Below are 16815 nucleotides of genomic sequence, written 5' to 3'. Positions count from 1 at the left end.
TATATTATATATAAAAATTATTTTATATTAAAGGGAAATTTATAAACTTTTTTCTTCTTGTGCTGAAGAATCATTAATAATAAGTTCTTTATCTTCTATGATACTTTTATCTTTTCTTGCTCTTCTTACTTTCAAATCAAATGCTTCACCATCTTCAACTTTTTCAATAATTTCTTGTATTCTTTCTTTAGCAGAGTTATATTGTTCTTCAGTTATTTCTTCGTTATTCATTTTTTGTTCAAGTCCTGCTAGTTTTTCATTTAATTTTTCCAGCATTTCTTCTTGGGATAAAGCTTTTCCATGTTTCATAAATCCTTTTCCTTTACCCATCTTAGGCATTTCACCATTTTCAACAGCTTCAATTGTCTTTGTAATCTTTTCTTTTATCTTCTCATATTCATCTTGTTCAATCTTGCCATCATTTAATTTTGTTTCTAGCCCTGCTAATTGTTCATTCAACTTCTCTAGAAGCTCTTCTTGGGATAAAGCTTTTACATGTCCTAAAAATTTTCCTTTACCCAATTCTGGCATTTCATCATTTTCAATAGCTTCAATTATTTTTGTATACTTTTCCTTTATTTCATTATATTTTTCTTCTTCAATATTTCCGTCTTCATATTTTTGTTCTAATTGGGCTAATGCTTCGTTCATCTTGGCTAAGTGTTCTTCTTTTGTAAGTGGTTTAGCCTGTTTATCAATTCTAAACTTAGCAATCTTATCCTTAAACTGGAAATTCTCTTTTTCAATAGTTTGTGTAGCCTCCACTGAAGTTTTTGTATCTTGGTCTGTTTCACTTGCCATAGTCGGCACCATCAAATTTGCTGATAATATAACTCCTAATCCTAATGTCACTATTTTCTTTATCATTTCTATGACCTCCTAATAATTATTTTAACCCCAAATTAATCGATCGAATTTAATTTTGGTCTATAGTTAAAAGGTTTGTTTTAACTATGTGATTAGTATAGCCATAGAATGTAGAAGAATTATCATAAAAATATGTGAAATTATGTGAAACAGTTTTGTTAAAATAATTCAGCAGTACCAACTTGACCATATTTAACAATCAATTGTCCTACTATCTCTTTAACACCTTTTTCAACACATTCCAATATATCATTCTCTTCAGTAGTTTTACCTGTTCCAGAAATTACGCTATCATACATTGGATATAAATAAACTCTCTCGTCAATTAATTCTGGTCTATCTTCTATAATTTTCTTGATTTGTCCAACTCTAGAATTATCATCTATATTATTATTATCTTTAAAATACTCTCTAATATATCTAGTAATCGCTAATCTGATATCTGTTCCCACATTTACTTTAGCTATACCATAAGGAACTACTTCAAGCACTTGCTCAATAGGAATACCATGTGCATTTTCTAATTTCCCGCCTAATTTATTAATTCCTTCTACTAAATATTTAGGAACAGTTGAAGAACCGTGGGAAACTAGTGACCCTTTGATATTTTTGAATTTCATATTTTCATATGATGCTATAGCAATCTCTTTACTGATTACAACATCTTTTCCTTTTGCCGCTCCATGACTTGTACCATAAGATATTGCTAAACAGTCAACACCTGTTTTCTCAAAAAATTCACAGACTTTATTAGGGTCAGTATATAATGAACCACTATGGTTAGCATTATCTTCTCTACCAGCTAATACTCCCAGTTCTCCTTCAACAGTGACTCCTTTTTTATGTGCATAGTCAACTATTTCTTTTGTAAGAGCAATGTTCTCTTCAAATGGAAGATAAGAACCATCAATCATTACTGACGTAAAACCTTCGTCAATACAAGCTTTTACAAGTTCTTTATCATGACCATGATCCAAGTGTAAAACTACAGGTATATCAGTTTTTTTAGCAGCTTCTTTTACTTTTTCAGTAATAATCTTAATACCTTCAATCTTTTCTTTTAATGTAGCATTAAGAAAATCTTCTCTACCAGCTATAAAACCAGTTGCGAATTCTATTATCTGCAATATAACAGGTGATCTGAATGTTTCATGAATTTCTATAGCCGCTTTCACTTCATTGGTAGTATGTACATTAAATGCTCCATACGCAAATTTTCCTTCTAAAGCTTTATCAAGTAATAATTTCATAGGTACTAATGACATTATTTCTTCCTCCTTATATTATCTTTCTTATATTATGTTTCTTATATTATCTTTGTAAAAAATGTTCATAAGCTACTTTTTCCATTGGTTTAATACCAAGCCATGCGGCTACTTCCATCATTTCCTCACCTAAATCATTAAATGCCAAGGCGTAATGATGTGGTTGATGCTTTACAAGAATGGTTTCTACCAAATCTCTGACTTCAATTGGTTTTGTGTTAAGTTTCAAGTTGGACATCCATCCTCTTGAACCATCAAAACTTGGTTTTTCAGGATGAATAAATTCACCTGTGAGAAGAAACATTTCTTCACCATCTTTGGTAAATCTTGCAGCAGTCCCTTTTTGTTTGGCAAAAATCATATCTGCAACAGGAGCATTTTCTTTCAGCCCTTCTCCAGACCAAGGTCCAGGATTACAGTGTGAGGCTAATTTTACTTCTCCATTAAAAGCTACATTATTACATCCCAGTCCACAATGCCAGAATAATACACTTTCATCCTTCTCGTCAAAATCAGATAAATCCATAAGTAATGAAGGTTTATCATTCATATATCTCATCATCATCATGGTAATAAGTCCATATACATCACCTTCACAAGCTGTGGTAAAATACAGTTGATTAAGTCTTCCTATTGCTGCACATGAAACCATATCAAGTTCTATTCTGAATTTTGGCCAGCAGCTAAGAGCAATGCCATCATATCCATTTTCTTCTTTGAAATCTACAACGGCTTTAATCAGACGTGCGTTTTTATTTATTTTCTCTTTTGCTAAAGCATTGCAGCTGCAGCTATCTTTTAATATTTGTTCCATGATATCTTGTACATCTTCATCTTCATAAGATAGCATTTTATGTTTTATCTCTGAAAATTCATGATTTCTATATAGTTTTACTCCAAATCTTTTTTGAAGTTTTCTTTCATCAAAATATTGGTTGTCAAATCCATTAGCAATACCACCAATTAAAGCAATCTTTGCGTTTTTTATATTTTTTATGGCTGTAAGAGCCTTTATTGTTATTGCAAATCTTCTTTGGAATAATTCATCATTCATGTAACCGTAGAACCACTTGAATGGTAAATCATATTCTTTAAGATACTGCCCTATGATACTTGCATTCATGTTCATTGCACAGAAAGAGTTAATTGGTAATGGACCAGATGCAGTTGGTTCCTTGACTGCCCACAAACCAATAGGTATATTTAATTTTGTTAAGATTGGAATGATTGTTCCTGAATTAAACGCACTACTTTGAATCATGATAAAATCGATTTTTTCCTTATCTAAAAAAGTGTATGCTGCTTCAGCTTCTTGGTCAGTATATATTCCATCTTCTACACATATAAAATCAAAATTCATTTCTTCGCTTAGTTTTTTCATTTCCTGCTTTGAACGATTATAAATACCTAATTTATCGCCTGTGAAATTCTTGTGCATTAATCCTACAAGACCAATTTTTAATCTTTTCATATCATACCTTCTTTCTTTTTTCATAATTTCAGTCTGAAATTATTTACCCAATAATAAAAAGTGAGTAAATCACTTTTTATTATTATATAATACATCTTTTCCCAATTAAATTTCAGTCTGAAATTAACCTATTTTTATTTTATATCCTTATTAAAGTTTTGTCAAGATGATGTATCATATATATATCTTAAATCATTTTATTCATTTCTATACATTCTTAAAATAAGCTTTATATACTAATGCCGCCGCTCCAATTTCATATACATAATCCATTTGCTCTCTTTTTTTGAACTTGATATCTCCAATGAGATCAGTGAATACTTCCTGCTTAGTCTTATCTATCACTTGGTCAAACATAAAATCATTATCAAATAATTCACCAGATAAAACTATAATTTCTGGGTTAAGTATTCCCATAAGATTAGACAAACCAATACTAAGTATGGTTGTGGCTTGGTCCAATACTTCTTTACAATATCTATCTTCATTATAGAATTCACATATTAGACTATAATTCAGTTTACTTCTATTTCCTTTTATGAAGTCTTTTATAGGTGATGTGTCAACTTGTGATATTTTCTCATTTAAAATCTTTTCTATCCCTTCAGTTGAACAATATGCTTCTACACAACCATATCTTCCACAATTACATTCTCTACCATTAACAGCTACAGTCATATGTCCAAATTCACCAGTAATATTATTTTTTCCTCTTAGGATATTACCATCAACAATAATTCCACTTCCAATACCTTCGCCACAGACAATATAGGCTATGTCTTTATACCCTCTACCATAGCCATACCAATATTCACCTAAAGCTCTTGTGTTTGGATTATTATCAACAAAAGTTTGAATATTAAGCTCTTTTTCTAAAAAAGTCTTCAAAGGGATATTTCTAATATTAAGATGTGGATTAAAATTATGGAGTATACCCTTATCATAGTCAACAACTCCTGAAGAACCTATACCTATACCAATTACATGCTTTATTGATATTTTTGATTCATCAATTAGACTATGAATCATATCAAGTACAGTTTCTAAGAACTCTTTTTCTTTTTTCACATTATTAATAGAAACCTTTTTACTGATTAATATATTTTTATCCAAGTCTATTATTGATGCTCTAATATTATTTCTATATATATTCATTCCCATACAACATAAAGCAGATTTTCTTAGCTTAAGATAAATAGGTTTTCGCCCTGCATGAGTTTCAACCATACCACTTTCTTCAACTATTTTTTCCTCTACCAGCTGCTTAACTATTCTTGTTATTGTAGGTCTTGAAATGTTTGTACCATTAAAAATATCTATACGAGTAACAGGAGCATTCTTTCTAATATAGTCAATAATCTGTATCCTATTTTTTTGTCTAAGAGCTGATGTGCCTTTTATATTTTTATTTATCATTGTATCAATCCTTTACTACTATATAAGCATAGCTCAATTATTTCACTCTGAAATTAATTTTACATATATCTATTTGTTTTGTCAAATATTTATTACTATAACTCTATCACTTCTAAATATTTACTCGGAAAAAATTCCACTAATGAAACCCTTGTGATTTTTGCTTTAAATGGCTTGAATGTATTTCTTAATAATTCTATTCCCTTCATTTGATTATTGTTAGTAGTATTAATAGTCATGGTACAATGAGGTATCCAAACATCTGGTTTATAATAATCATTAAACCATGCATCATATCCATTATCACATATTTCATTATAGAATCCCTCATGATACTCCAATAACTGTTGAGATACCTTTGGTGCTATAAAACCAACTCCTTCATTGGTAGGAAATAGACCCAGATAAGAAAAAATCACCTCAAATGGTTCTATTCTACTAAAATAATCATTCATAATATTTCTAAGCCCACTAATATCTTTAGTCTTTTCATCAAAAACAGCAAACGCTATATGTGGGTGTGCCCCATTTTTATACATGTATGAGCTAATATTATTCTGACATAATAGTCTCCAATATTCTATTAACTTATCTTCACTCTTTTTATCAAAATTAACTTCGATTGCATATCCCATAATATCCTCCTTTATCTTTTTAACAACATCTATACATCAATAATTACCTAATAAACATCCAATTAAACTCTATATAATATTCTTTAATCTATTGAGATTGGATTGGATAAGCTCTATCTTTGGAAGCATATATCCATGACCAGTTATTATATGTACAACATTTGAATTATTAATAAATTCTATAGCAGTTTCCAAATGTTCTTCTTTTGACAATGGAGCATCTGGAGGTATAACTGGGGGCTTAAAAACATCTACTTCATTCCCTAATAATGTATCACCAACAATTAATATATCTTCATAAAATACTACTAAACTATCATATGTATGTCCAGGTAAATGTTTAATTACTAACTTTTTCCCCTTAAATAGTTCAATATTATATATCTCTTCAAATTCAACATCTGATAATTTTGGTTTTGCTCCATTTTCTATAATACCTCTATTTACTAACCTTTCCAAATCATTAGATATAAATTTTTCTAGATACTTATTAGTGTAATTAGTTGATATTATACTAGCATTAGATATGAAATGTGAACCTAGAGTATGATCTATATGCCAATGAGTATATATTATCTTGCTTACTGACCTGTTAAACGTATCTGATATATTTTCCATTAACTCTTCCATCAGCTCTCTTGTCTTAAATGTATCAATTAATATTAATTCTTCATCATCAATAACTGAAACATTATTAAAAAATCCTGATATAAGTTCTGTATAAACATAAACATTCTCAAGCTTATTAACTTTAAGTTTATTTATATGTATCAATCCCTTCTAGTTTTATTTTCGTCTTAGTATATCACTATTCGCCATACAACATATTTTTTATGTACTTAGATTCCTCATCTATAAATTTTTGCATTCCAGAAAGTGTTACATATTCATTCGTTGATATATCAATAGACTCCCTATTCTCAAATTGTTCCTTAATCAAAGATTGTTTCATCTGATTTATTTCTACTGCTCTTACAATATCCGGTATATCAAATGCTGTAGCATCCTCCAACATAGTCCATATTACCTTTCTTTGTGGAAGTAAATATAATTCATAATCAATAGCATAAGATTCTTGATGATATATACTACAAACCCCTTTTCCTAAGTTATTTTTCTCTCTAAATGGTGTCCATATCTATCCACTCATCATTGTTAGTTACTCTTCCCCATTTTTCATTACCAATACACAGATGACTATTGAATTTCATATCACTATCGTAATTATTTCGAAAATGCACTGAATCTGGAGCAATAGCTCCTAACAAAAAATCATTGGGTTTCTTAATTTGAGGTGTCTGTTGTATTATGTTATATGCAATATACAAATGCGTCATTGCAAAAGGCATATTATTCCTCCTCCATTATCTTTAATAAATCAACTTCCACTTTCTCTAATCTACTGTGACTCAAAATTTTCAACTTATACTCATTCATCCAGATTCGCCACCATAACAGTACTTACTAACCATATAATAATTGCTGGAGTATAATATATCATTCCAACAGCAAAATCCAGATCAGGTAATATCCATTTGAAAAAGATTAAATTATACCCACCAAATAAGATAAAACTTATAAGTCCCTTCAAATATGAACTACCATAAATAAAAAATCCTATACCTGGTATAAAAAGATTAGCAATAGTGCTTACTCTACCCTTGAACCATTTATATTCCCTTTTTAATTCATCTATCTCCTTATATAATTCTCTTTTCACTTCTCTTAATTCTTGATTTTCCATTCATACCCCACCTTATATCTATATTTACTTAAACAACTATTACCTCTATTATAATAAGTTCAATAACTTTCCTTATTTCACTTTATGTATCATTATATTTTATACCTTATTTGACTCTGATAAATTAAAAACCTTAATAAAAAATCTCCGAAATCCACTTATAACCCCTAGATTATCATCCTCTCCTTCCTGCAAATCATAATAATACTTCATACTTTTCATATCAACAGACAAGGAATCAAGTGGAAACCCTTTACGAAAAACATCATGAGGTCTATCTACCATATAAAACTTCTCCGAATTCAAATCCTCACCATCATATCTATAAACAGTATTTTCATTCATAACCAAACAAATTGAATTCTTATAATATGCCCTTAAACGTCCCCCATATTTCCTAGCTAAATCACTATAATAAGCTTGCATCTCCAAATCTGTTAAAACCTTCCCATTCACTCGTTTAATATAAACCCCAGGTTGATCTTCCTCATCAACATCATCAAAAAACAACCCTGAATCACATGAGAATACTGGTCTCTTTAATTGCTTATAATAACTCATTGCTTTAGCAAATGCATTATCCAACGGTTCTTTACCATTCTCCTCTGCTTCTACAATCTCTATATCAAATGAATCAAGATGCATTAAATTAATATCAAGCCCCTCTAACATCTTAACCATACTCAAAAACTTTGAAGGATTATATGTCCCATAAATCAAATCCATACTTACAATCAATCCTCTCACACGCAGTATATTCTTATAACAAGTATATCTATCCACCAAAATCTTGTCAATAATTCCATCAAATTACATCCCTAATTATAATTTTTTACCACCCCCACTACCCTAGCCATAAAAAAGGTGTATATAGTTGGTTTAACGCAGACCGACCGCTTCTCAGGGTAAGGCAAGTTAAACCTACTATATACACCTTGCACTAGCCATATTGATTCTACCTCAAAAATAAAATCTCAAGCCTTTAAATAAATCTCTAAACCGCTTCTTCACTTCCAACAAACTGACTATTATAAAGCTCAGCATAAAAGCCATTGAATTCAAGCAATTCCTGATGATTTCCTTTCTCTATAATATCACCATTATTCATTACAAGAATCATATCCGCATCCTTAATAGTAGACAAACGATGGGCAATAACAAAACTTGTTCTTCCCTTCATAAGTGACTCCATAGCTTTTTGAATATATATCTCCGTCCTAGTATCAACACTACTTGTTGCTTCATCGAGTATTAGAATTGATGGATTAGCAAGTATCGCCCTAGCAATAGTCAAAAGCTGTTTCTGTCCTTGGGATATATTATTAGCTTCTTCATTAAGTACAGTATCATACCCCTCTGGAAGGGTTCTAATAAAATGATCCGCATGTGCAGCTTTTGTAGCCCTGATGATTTCTTCCTCACTAACCCCTTCTTTTCCATAAGCGATATTATCTCTTATGGTTCCTTTGAACAACCACGTATCTTGAAGAACCATACCAAAGAGATTTCTAAGATCACTTCTTCTCAAATCATTAATGTTAACACCATCAATGCTAATAGTACCATCCTTAAGTTCATAGAACCTCATAAGTAAATTAACCAACGTTGTCTTTCCAGCACCAGTAGGACCCACTATAGCCACTGTTTGACCTTTCTTAACATCAATATTCATATTATTGATAAGAGTAACATCCTCTTTATAACCAAAATCAACATGGTCAAATCTAACATTTCCCTTTAGATTATCAATTTGCACTGGATTATTTTTATCTGGTATCTCTTCTTCTTCATCTAATACTTCAAAAACACGCTCAGCAGATGCAATAGTTGACTGAATAATATTAGCAATATTAGCTGTTTGAACAATTGGCTGACCAAATGATCTTGAATATTGAATAAAAGCTTGAATATCACCTAACTGAATAGATTTCTTTATCATCAATATACCACCAGCGATACAAACAAATACATATCCTAAGTTATTAACAAAACTCATCATAGGCATTATGATACCTGATATAAATTGCGCTTTCCAGCCAGCCTCATATAATTTGTTATTGATTTCTTTAAACTCTTTTATTGATTTTTTCTCATGTCCATAAGCTTTTACAATCTTATGCCCTGTATACATTTCTTCAACATGACCGTTAAGATTACCGATTATTTCTTGCTGACTCTTAAAATATTTTTGTGACTTCTTGGCTATATTCTTAGTGATTATAATACTTAATGGTAATGTGGTAATAGTAATAAGTGTCAACAAAGGGCTTATTGTCAACATCATGACGATAACACCTACTATAGTTATTATAGAAGTTATTAACTGTATAACGCTTTGTTGCAAAGTATTACTTATATTATCAATATCATTAGTAACACGGCTTAGTATTTCACCATGAGTACGGGAATCATAATATTTAAGTGGTAACTTGGTAAGCTTCCTGCTAACATCTTCACGCATTGTAAAAACTGTTTTCTGAACAACACTTGCCATAGTGAATTGCATAATAAAGCTGAATAAAGAACTTAAAATATACAAAACACCAAGCACGATTAGAATATTCAATATAGCATCAAAGTCAACTGATGCGTTAGGCACGCCTTTAATGATTTCCATAAAATCATTAAAAAGTCTTGTTGTAGCCTTTCCCATTATCTTTGGTGCCAGAATAGTGAATATTGTACTGCAAATAGCCATTATAACTACAAAAATAAGACTTACTCTTCTAGGTTTTAGATACCCTAATAATCTTTTTAGTGTTCCTTTGAAATCTTTTGCTTTCTCTACAGGCATACTCATGGCATGACCTCTACCCGGTCCTCTTCCTACTTTACCTTTACTCATGCTAATTCCTCCTCTGAAAGCTGTGAAGATACAATCTGTCTATATACATCACTTGAGCTTAGCAATTCTTTATGTGTTCCCATTCCTACAATACGTCCTTCGTCTAGAACAATTATTCTATCTGCATTCATTACAGTAGTCACACGCTGTGCAACAATTATTACAGTATCATTTAGTGTTTCTTTCTTTAGAGCTTGACGAAGTCTCGCATCAGTCTTGAAATCCAAAGCTGAAAAACTATCATCAAAAATATATATTTCAGGTTTTCTGACTAAAGCTCTTGCAATTGACAAACGCTGTTTTTGTCCTCCTGATATATTAGTACCGCCTTGAGATATCTCAGAATCATATCCATCTTTCATATCATTTATGAATTCAGTTGCTTGAGCTATCTCACAAGCATGAACTATTTCTTCTTTATTTGCATCCTCTTTTCCAAATCTGATGTTTTGGGTTATGGTTCCACTGAATAATACTGCTTTTTGAGGAACTAAACCAATCTTACTTCGTAAATATTCCTGAGACATTTTTCTAATATCAACATCATCAATTAATATGCTACCTCTTGATACATCATAAAATCTAGATATCAAATTAACTAGTGTAGACTTTCCTGAACCAGTTCCACCTATAATAGCAGTAACCTCTCCAGGTTCAGCTTGAAATGATATATCTTCCAAGGCTTCACCTTCAGCATTATTATATCTAAAAGATACATTTTTAAATTCAATATATCCTCTTTTTTCAGTTTTATCCGCTGGATCATTAGGATCATTGATTTCTGGTTCTACATTCAGAACTTCATTAATTCTGATAGCAGATGCAGATGCACGTGGTATCAAGATAAAAATCATGGTCAACATGATTAATGAGAACATTATCTGAGATACATATTGGATAAACGCCATTAAATCTCCAACCTGCATAGCACCATTATTAATTTTAAAAGAACCGAACCATATAATGAATATAGTAGTAAAGTTAAATAACAGCATTAGTATTGGAGTCAAACATGCCATTAACTTATTAACTTTTATAGCTGTATTAGTTAAATCTTTATTAGCATCATTAAATCTTTTCTTTTCATGATTAATCTTATTGAAAGCTCTAATAACCCTTATGCCAGTTAATCTTTCTCTTAGCACTAGATTAAGCTTATCTACCTTGACTTGCATTGATTTGAACATAGGTATACTTTTACTAGCCACCAAACCTATTACAATTCCTAGTATAACAACAACCACTATAATAATTAATGATAGATTAGGGTTTTTGTTGATAGCCATGATAATACCACCTATAGCCATTAGAGGAGCTCTGATGAACATTCTTAATAACATAACAACAAGATTCTGTATCTGTGTAATATCATTGGTTGTTCTAGTTATTAATGAAGCAGTACCTTTTTCATCAAATTCTTTTAAAGAATAATTTTCAATCTTTTCAAAAACCTTATTTCTTAGATTTCTCGCAAATGCACTACCAGTCTTAGCTGACAGCATACTTGTTAATATAGAACATAGTCCGCCTAGAGCAGCAATAAGTAACATGAATGCTCCTGTTTTTGCTATATATCCTATGTCCTGCTTAACAATACCTATATCAACTATATCAGACATTAATGTTGGCAAGAATAACTCGGTTAATGTTCTTAAGAATGTAAATATAAGTATAATAATAATTGATAAACTAAAAGGCTTTAAACCTTTAAGTAATTTAATCATATCTTATCTCTCCCTTCATGATGTAATCTTCTATAGCTTATCTAATATTGCTTCCATTTCTTCAAAATTTGAAATAAGCTTTTGGATGTCTTCATCATCTAGCTTTTCTAGTTTTATTCTTATATTTTCTTTCATAACTTTTTTATGTTTATCTAATGCCTCTTTTCCTTTTTCAGTTATAAACAAGTTAATTATTCGTCTATCTTTTTCATCTGTCTTTCTTTCAATTAGCCCTTCTTCAATTAACCTGTTAGCTACCTTTGTCAAATTTGATTTTGGGATCATGAGCCTTTCACAAAAATATTTCATAGGCTTTCCATTTTCATGCTCTACCATACCAATCAATCTCATTTGATGCAAGGAATTTTTGTACTTTATGTCTTTAAACAATTTTTTATTAATCAGAGGGAAAAATTTCAATATGCATTGTATCAATCTTTCTCTTTCTGTCATATCTACCTTCCTTTCAATTATTCTACAACCTACATAGTTATTATACGTAAATATAATAAAATTGTTATACTTTATAATTATTGCAAATTATAATAGTTATACAATACAATAGTTGTACAGTTAAATAGTTGTAATGTATAACTATTTTATATTAAAAAAATATAGATGTCAATGATAATTTTATAAATATAAAAAACCTATCCTATAAAATTATAACCTTTATAAGATAGATATTTTTCCTTTCTATTGTTTGACACAATTACTTTTGATTATGCTTTCAACAATTTTTGATTGTTTATTGCTAATTTTCACCTTAACATATTGCTCACCTGTATTAGCTTCAAATTGAACTTTACCATTATTTAAAGGTATTAACTGATATTTTTTTATGTCAGAAAAATTCAATTCTCCTTGTACAGTTATAATTCTATTATCAAATACATAACATCTCATACCGTAGAACCCTAGTACCATTATCATCATTAAAAGCAATAGAACTATTATTGTTATGAGTAGTATAAATAATATATTAGAATAATATTTCTTAAAATAAGATTCTGATATACCCGAAATAAATGTAAATGAAAATGCTATTACTATTAAATAAACCATTAACCCATTATTCCTTTGGTTAAAGTCTTTATTCAAACATGAAAATATTATTTTATCTTCTCGTTGACCAATGTTCTTATCTAATTTTCTAGTCAATTGTTGCATACCAAATATGCTTATTGTACTTAATATCCCAAAATAAATACTTTCAAAGGAAGGAGTAGTAATGACTAATAACAGTAAAAGAGCAAAAAAACATATATTCAATATATTTATAATCAATCTTTTTTTAGCTATATTATTTTTTAATTGTAACACCTACTCACACCCTTTCGGAAATAATACCTGAAACCATTTCATATTGATTATTACTAACTTTTATTTTTCTTGTAATAGGGAAACCTCTATTATCTAAAATTTGAAGCATATAGGTATTTTCATTTTTATAGTAAGAATTCAACCATCTTACATTATTTATAGCTGTCCATGAAATAAATTTTCCAAGAACAATCAATCCTTCATTAGTTACTATGTACTTAGGTATTCTCAACTTATTTATTAGAAAAGTTGATATAATAGCAGATGTGAATAGTATTATTAATAATATTAATTTCCACAAAGTATTATCTTCAATGGCTCCAAGTACCAATCCAGTACCAAATAAAATCAATATTGGTGAAAATATGATTCCAATGATTATATATTCTACATATATATGTTTTTTCACTGGCCATATAATGAGTATAGGTATATCTTCGCTATTCATCAAATACTTTGAATTTGTATGAGATGTCAAGGAAGAGAACCCAACTATATTTAATATATTAAAAAAATATATTACTGAACCTAAACTTTCTGTAGAATATTCAGTGAATACAAATAGTATTACACATCCAATAATCAGTAAGCCAATACTAAGCATTCTAAGCATCCTAATAAGCTGATTCCTTTTTCTAACTACATCTCTATTAGTAAAAGAATAACCTATCTCATTAGGGTCACCCATTTGCATTAGAGCTTTGGATATAGCTTCATCATTACTATAACCCATATCTATGAATTCTTCTGTTAAACAATCAATATGATCTACCAATTCATCTTTGATTTTTATTGCTTCCTCTTCTGTGTTGATTTGATTACCAACCTTATCTAAAAATAATTTGATTCTTTTATCCACTTCTTGTACCTCGCTATTCATAACTCAACACATCATTAATGGCTTGTTGGAATATCTCCCATTCAGTACTTCTTTCTTCTAAAGTACTTATACCCTTTTTCGTAATCTGATAATACTTTCTTTTTCTTTCTCCAGGGTTTTGTTTCCATAGAGACTCAATAAGCTCTTTTTTTTCTAAATTATGTAATATGGGATATAAGGTTCCTTCTTTGAATTTAAAAGTTCCTTTTGATAAGATTGCAAACTCTTTTATCATTCCGTATCCATACATAGGCTCTTTCTTTAACAGATTCAATATCATTATATCTGTAGTTCCCTTTAATAACTCTTTATTCATATGTAACACCACCTATATTATTAAAGTATTGTTAAGGGTCATTACAATAGAGATATACCTCTATATGCCACTGGTTTTTTATTATTCATAGAAATAAAATACCTAGCATAACAATGCTTTGTTATGCTAGGTATTTTACCATTAAATATATTTTTTGTCAAATTTTCTCAGAGCTTTATTTAATACCATTTGGCTATTACTGCTTTGATGGCATTATAAGTAATATTCTCAGGTAGTGCATCTTTGATAGGTCTTAACTTGTCTAAACCAATAGCATCAATGGCACTTTTGATTGTATCTTCTTCTCCTTCTGGTATGAATCCTTCAATATCAACATCTACTCCATTAGTATATGCTTCAAAGATATGATTTTCTATGGTTCTTATTGTTAAGCCTCTTTCTTTGGCTACTTCATTAATATCATTCAATTCATTATATAGTTTTGCTGATATAACATATGAAGGTTCATCACTTTTTTTCTTAGCTTTTTTAGTATTTGGTTCAGAGTAATTTATTGTATCTACTTGTATATTATTATCTTCTATGTATTGTCTTATGATTTCCATGAACATTTCACCATACTGCTCGTACTTTTTCTCGCCAACGCCTTTAATGTTCAACATTTCATATTTGCTAGTAGGATATTTTGTGCTTAACTCTTTTAGTGTTTCATCGCTGAATATTACATAAGGTGGAAGATTCTGCTCACTAGCAATTTTACGTCTAAGTACTCTTAGCTTCTCAAATAACTCTTGTTTTACTTGTATTTTTTCTGTTTTCATCACATTTCTAAATACTTTTTCGTTATCTTTAAGTACAGAAATTGCTTTTTTATCTATCTTGACAACAGGATATTCGTCAGTTGTCATTCTAAGATAACCTTCTGCGATCAGTAGATTTATCATATCCTTTATACCATCAATGGTATATTCTGACATAAGCCCATAGGTTGACAGATTGTTGAATCCTAGACTAAGAACCCTTTTATTTTTAGAGCCTCTTAATACCTCTGCAATTAATTTAGTACCGAAACGTTCTTTCATTCTTATGACACAGGATAGAATCTTCTGGGCTTCTATGGTCATATCTTCTTTTTTAATGTCTTCATTACAATTACTGCAATTACCACATGTATCGTTAACATTTTCCTCTCCAAAATACTCTAGTATATATTTTCTTAGGCACGTGGTTACATGACAGTATTTAGTCATTTTCTGAAGTTTTTCATATCTATATCTTTTTCTTGTATCATCCAATTCATCTGCTCTATCAATTAGAAATCTTCTTAGCTGTACATCACCAGCACTGAACAGCAGTATACATTGAGATTTTAATGAGTCCCTGCCAGCACGTCCTGCTTCCTGATAATAAGCCTCAATATTTTCAGGCATATTATAATGGATTACATATCTAACATTAGACTTGTCTATACCCATTCCGAATGCATTAGTGGCTACCATTACGTCAATATCATCAAATAAAAATTTCTCTTGGTTTTCTTTTCTTTGTTGTGGATTCATGCCCCCGTGGTACATACCAGAGTTGATTCCCTGCTTAATTAATAATCTACATAGATTTTCAGTATCTTTTCTTGTTCCTACATAGATAATCCCTGCTTCACCTTTATGTTTCTTAGCATAATCAATGATAAAATTATTTTTGTTAGCACCTTTCAACACAGTGAATGTAAGATTTTCTCTATCATATCCAGTCTTAAATACATTAACATTATTTAACCCTAATCCGCTAATTATATCTTCCTCAACTTTTTTGGTGGCAGTGGCTGTTAAAGCTGCAATAATGGGCCTTTCTTCAAGATTGTCTATAAATTTGTTTATCATCATGTAACTAGGTCTAAAATCATGTCCCCATTGTGAAATACAATGAGCTTCATCTACAGCAATAAAAGATATCTTATTTCTTCTTGTTATCCTGTATATAGTTTCAGTTTCCAATCTTTCTGGCGCAATATAAACAATCTTGTATTTTCCCTCTTCTATAGCTTGTAATCTATATTCAATATCTTCATAGGATAGAGTGCTATTGATATATGTAGAATCTATTCCTGTTGCCTTAAGACTATCAACCTGATCTTTCATCAAAGATATAAGAGGAGATATTACTATGGTTATACCATCAAAAATAAGTGCTGGTATCTGATAGCATATTGATTTTCCACCACCTGTTGGCATAATAATTACAGTATCCTTATTATTAAGAATACTGTCTATGGCCTCTTCTTGACCTTTCTTGTAATCATCATATCCATATAACTTCTTTAATATTTCTTTTGCCTTCATATTCATAAGATACTCATTCCTTCTGTACA

17 protein-coding genes are annotated in these 16815 nt (G+C 30.1%); all 17 read right to left on the bottom strand.

Features of this window, described 5'->3' with window-relative positions; all coding sequences use genetic code 11:
• Nucleotides 1-39 precede the first annotated feature (39 nt).
• Entirely contained in the window at nucleotides 40-867 is an 828-nt protein-coding gene (locus HYG85_RS16230) for a hypothetical protein (protein ID WP_212690526.1), read from the bottom strand.
• A 158-nt stretch (nucleotides 868-1025) separates the two neighbouring features.
• Entirely contained in the window at nucleotides 1026-2132 is a 1107-nt protein-coding gene (locus tag HYG85_RS16225) for a class II fructose-bisphosphate aldolase (RefSeq protein WP_212690525.1), read from the bottom strand.
• 46 nt (nucleotides 2133-2178) lie between these two features.
• A complete protein-coding gene (locus tag HYG85_RS16220) occupies nucleotides 2179-3603 on the bottom strand; it encodes a hypothetical protein (protein ID WP_212690524.1) in 1425 nt (474 codons plus the stop codon).
• A gap of 207 nt (nucleotides 3604-3810) precedes the next feature.
• Nucleotides 3811-5019 carry an ROK family transcriptional regulator gene (locus HYG85_RS16215; RefSeq protein ID WP_212690523.1) on the bottom strand — a complete coding sequence of 403 codons (1209 nt, stop codon included), beginning with the start codon at nucleotides 5017-5019 and terminating at the stop codon, nucleotides 3811-3813.
• A 95-nt stretch (nucleotides 5020-5114) separates the two neighbouring features.
• Nucleotides 5115-5654 carry a 2'-5' RNA ligase family protein gene (locus HYG85_RS16210; RefSeq protein ID WP_212690522.1) on the bottom strand — a complete coding sequence of 180 codons (540 nt, stop codon included), beginning with the start codon at nucleotides 5652-5654 and terminating at the stop codon, nucleotides 5115-5117.
• 69 nt (nucleotides 5655-5723) lie between these two features.
• Nucleotides 5724-6428 (bottom strand): MBL fold metallo-hydrolase, encoded by a 705-nt coding sequence (locus tag HYG85_RS16205; protein ID WP_212690521.1) that lies wholly within the window; start codon nucleotides 6426-6428, stop codon nucleotides 5724-5726.
• A 34-nt stretch (nucleotides 6429-6462) separates the two neighbouring features.
• On the bottom strand, nucleotides 6463-6669 hold the full coding sequence (locus HYG85_RS16200) for a hypothetical protein (RefSeq protein WP_212690520.1): 207 nt from the start codon (nucleotides 6667-6669) through the stop codon (nucleotides 6463-6465).
• 106 nt (nucleotides 6670-6775) lie between these two features.
• Nucleotides 6776-7003, bottom strand: coding sequence for a cupin domain-containing protein (locus tag HYG85_RS16195; RefSeq protein WP_212690519.1), 228 nt, complete (start codon nucleotides 7001-7003; stop codon nucleotides 6776-6778).
• A gap of 80 nt (nucleotides 7004-7083) precedes the next feature.
• Nucleotides 7084-7398, bottom strand: coding sequence for a hypothetical protein (locus tag HYG85_RS16190; RefSeq protein WP_212690518.1), 315 nt, complete (start codon nucleotides 7396-7398; stop codon nucleotides 7084-7086).
• 99 nt (nucleotides 7399-7497) lie between these two features.
• On the bottom strand, nucleotides 7498-8124 hold the full coding sequence (locus HYG85_RS16185; protein WP_212690517.1) for a non-canonical purine NTP pyrophosphatase: 627 nt from the start codon (nucleotides 8122-8124) through the stop codon (nucleotides 7498-7500).
• A gap of 268 nt (nucleotides 8125-8392) precedes the next feature.
• The gene (locus HYG85_RS16180) at nucleotides 8393-10243 is read right to left on the bottom strand and encodes an ABC transporter ATP-binding protein (RefSeq protein ID WP_212690516.1); all 1851 of its coding nucleotides are present in this window, start codon (nucleotides 10241-10243) and stop codon (nucleotides 8393-8395) included.
• On the bottom strand, nucleotides 10240-11967 hold the full coding sequence (locus HYG85_RS16175; RefSeq protein ID WP_212690515.1) for an ABC transporter ATP-binding protein: 1728 nt from the start codon (nucleotides 11965-11967) through the stop codon (nucleotides 10240-10242). The genes HYG85_RS16180 and HYG85_RS16175 overlap by 4 nt, the downstream gene beginning before the upstream one ends.
• Before the next feature lie 30 nt (nucleotides 11968-11997).
• Entirely contained in the window at nucleotides 11998-12420 is a 423-nt protein-coding gene (locus HYG85_RS16170) for a MarR family winged helix-turn-helix transcriptional regulator (protein WP_113673939.1), read from the bottom strand.
• A gap of 243 nt (nucleotides 12421-12663) precedes the next feature.
• Nucleotides 12664-13290 carry a hypothetical protein gene (locus tag HYG85_RS16165; RefSeq protein ID WP_212690514.1) on the bottom strand — a complete coding sequence of 209 codons (627 nt, stop codon included), beginning with the start codon at nucleotides 13288-13290 and terminating at the stop codon, nucleotides 12664-12666.
• Nucleotides 13291-13294: 4 nt separating this feature from the next.
• Nucleotides 13295-14170, bottom strand: coding sequence for a permease prefix domain 1-containing protein (locus tag HYG85_RS16160; protein WP_212690513.1), 876 nt, complete (start codon nucleotides 14168-14170; stop codon nucleotides 13295-13297).
• The gene (locus tag HYG85_RS16155; RefSeq protein ID WP_212690512.1) at nucleotides 14163-14486 is read right to left on the bottom strand and encodes a PadR family transcriptional regulator; all 324 of its coding nucleotides are present in this window, start codon (nucleotides 14484-14486) and stop codon (nucleotides 14163-14165) included. The genes HYG85_RS16160 and HYG85_RS16155 overlap by 8 nt, the downstream gene beginning before the upstream one ends.
• Before the next feature lie 179 nt (nucleotides 14487-14665).
• On the bottom strand, nucleotides 14666-16792 hold the full coding sequence (recQ, locus tag HYG85_RS16150; protein ID WP_212690511.1) for a DNA helicase RecQ: 2127 nt from the start codon (nucleotides 16790-16792) through the stop codon (nucleotides 14666-14668).
• Nucleotides 16793-16815 lie beyond the last annotated feature (23 nt).

Source organism: Vallitalea guaymasensis (assembly GCF_018141425.1).
GTDB lineage: Bacteria > Bacillota > Clostridia > Lachnospirales > Vallitaleaceae > Vallitalea > Vallitalea guaymasensis.
The sequence above is the reverse complement of the archived record's forward strand: the minus strand, read 5'-3'. Positions and strand labels throughout refer to the sequence as shown.

Excerpts from the sequence above, each read along its gene's own strand:
- HYG85_RS16190 (WP_212690518.1), bottom strand. The coding sequence starts at position 7,398 with ATGGAAAATCAAGAATTAAGAGAAGTGAAAAGAGAATTATATAAGGAG.
- HYG85_RS16200 (WP_212690520.1), bottom strand. The coding sequence starts at position 6,669 with ATGTTGGAGGATGCTACAGCATTTGATATACCGGATATTGTAAGAGCA.
- HYG85_RS16160 (WP_212690513.1), bottom strand. The coding sequence starts at position 14,170 with ATGAATAGCGAGGTACAAGAAGTGGATAAAAGAATCAAATTATTTTTA.
- HYG85_RS16185 (WP_212690517.1), bottom strand. The coding sequence starts at position 8,124 with ATGGATTTGATTTATGGGACATATAATCCTTCAAAGTTTTTGAGTATG.
- HYG85_RS16155 (WP_212690512.1), bottom strand. The coding sequence starts at position 14,486 with ATGAATAAAGAGTTATTAAAGGGAACTACAGATATAATGATATTGAAT.
- HYG85_RS16225 (WP_212690525.1), bottom strand. The coding sequence starts at position 2,132 with ATGTCATTAGTACCTATGAAATTATTACTTGATAAAGCTTTAGAAGGA.
- HYG85_RS16220 (WP_212690524.1), bottom strand. The coding sequence starts at position 3,603 with ATGAAAAGATTAAAAATTGGTCTTGTAGGATTAATGCACAAGAATTTC.
- HYG85_RS16215 (WP_212690523.1), bottom strand. The coding sequence starts at position 5,019 with ATGATAAATAAAAATATAAAAGGCACATCAGCTCTTAGACAAAAAAAT.
- HYG85_RS16210 (WP_212690522.1), bottom strand. The coding sequence starts at position 5,654 with ATGGGATATGCAATCGAAGTTAATTTTGATAAAAAGAGTGAAGATAAG.
- HYG85_RS16195 (WP_212690519.1), bottom strand. The coding sequence starts at position 7,003 with ATGCCTTTTGCAATGACGCATTTGTATATTGCATATAACATAATACAA.
- HYG85_RS16170 (WP_113673939.1), bottom strand. The coding sequence starts at position 12,420 with ATGACAGAAAGAGAAAGATTGATACAATGCATATTGAAATTTTTCCCT.
- HYG85_RS16180 (WP_212690516.1), bottom strand. The coding sequence starts at position 10,243 with ATGAGTAAAGGTAAAGTAGGAAGAGGACCGGGTAGAGGTCATGCCATG.
- HYG85_RS16230 (WP_212690526.1), bottom strand. The coding sequence starts at position 867 with ATGATAAAGAAAATAGTGACATTAGGATTAGGAGTTATATTATCAGCA.
- recQ (WP_212690511.1), bottom strand. The coding sequence starts at position 16,792 with ATGAATATGAAGGCAAAAGAAATATTAAAGAAGTTATATGGATATGAT.
- HYG85_RS16175 (WP_212690515.1), bottom strand. The coding sequence starts at position 11,967 with ATGATTAAATTACTTAAAGGTTTAAAGCCTTTTAGTTTATCAATTATT.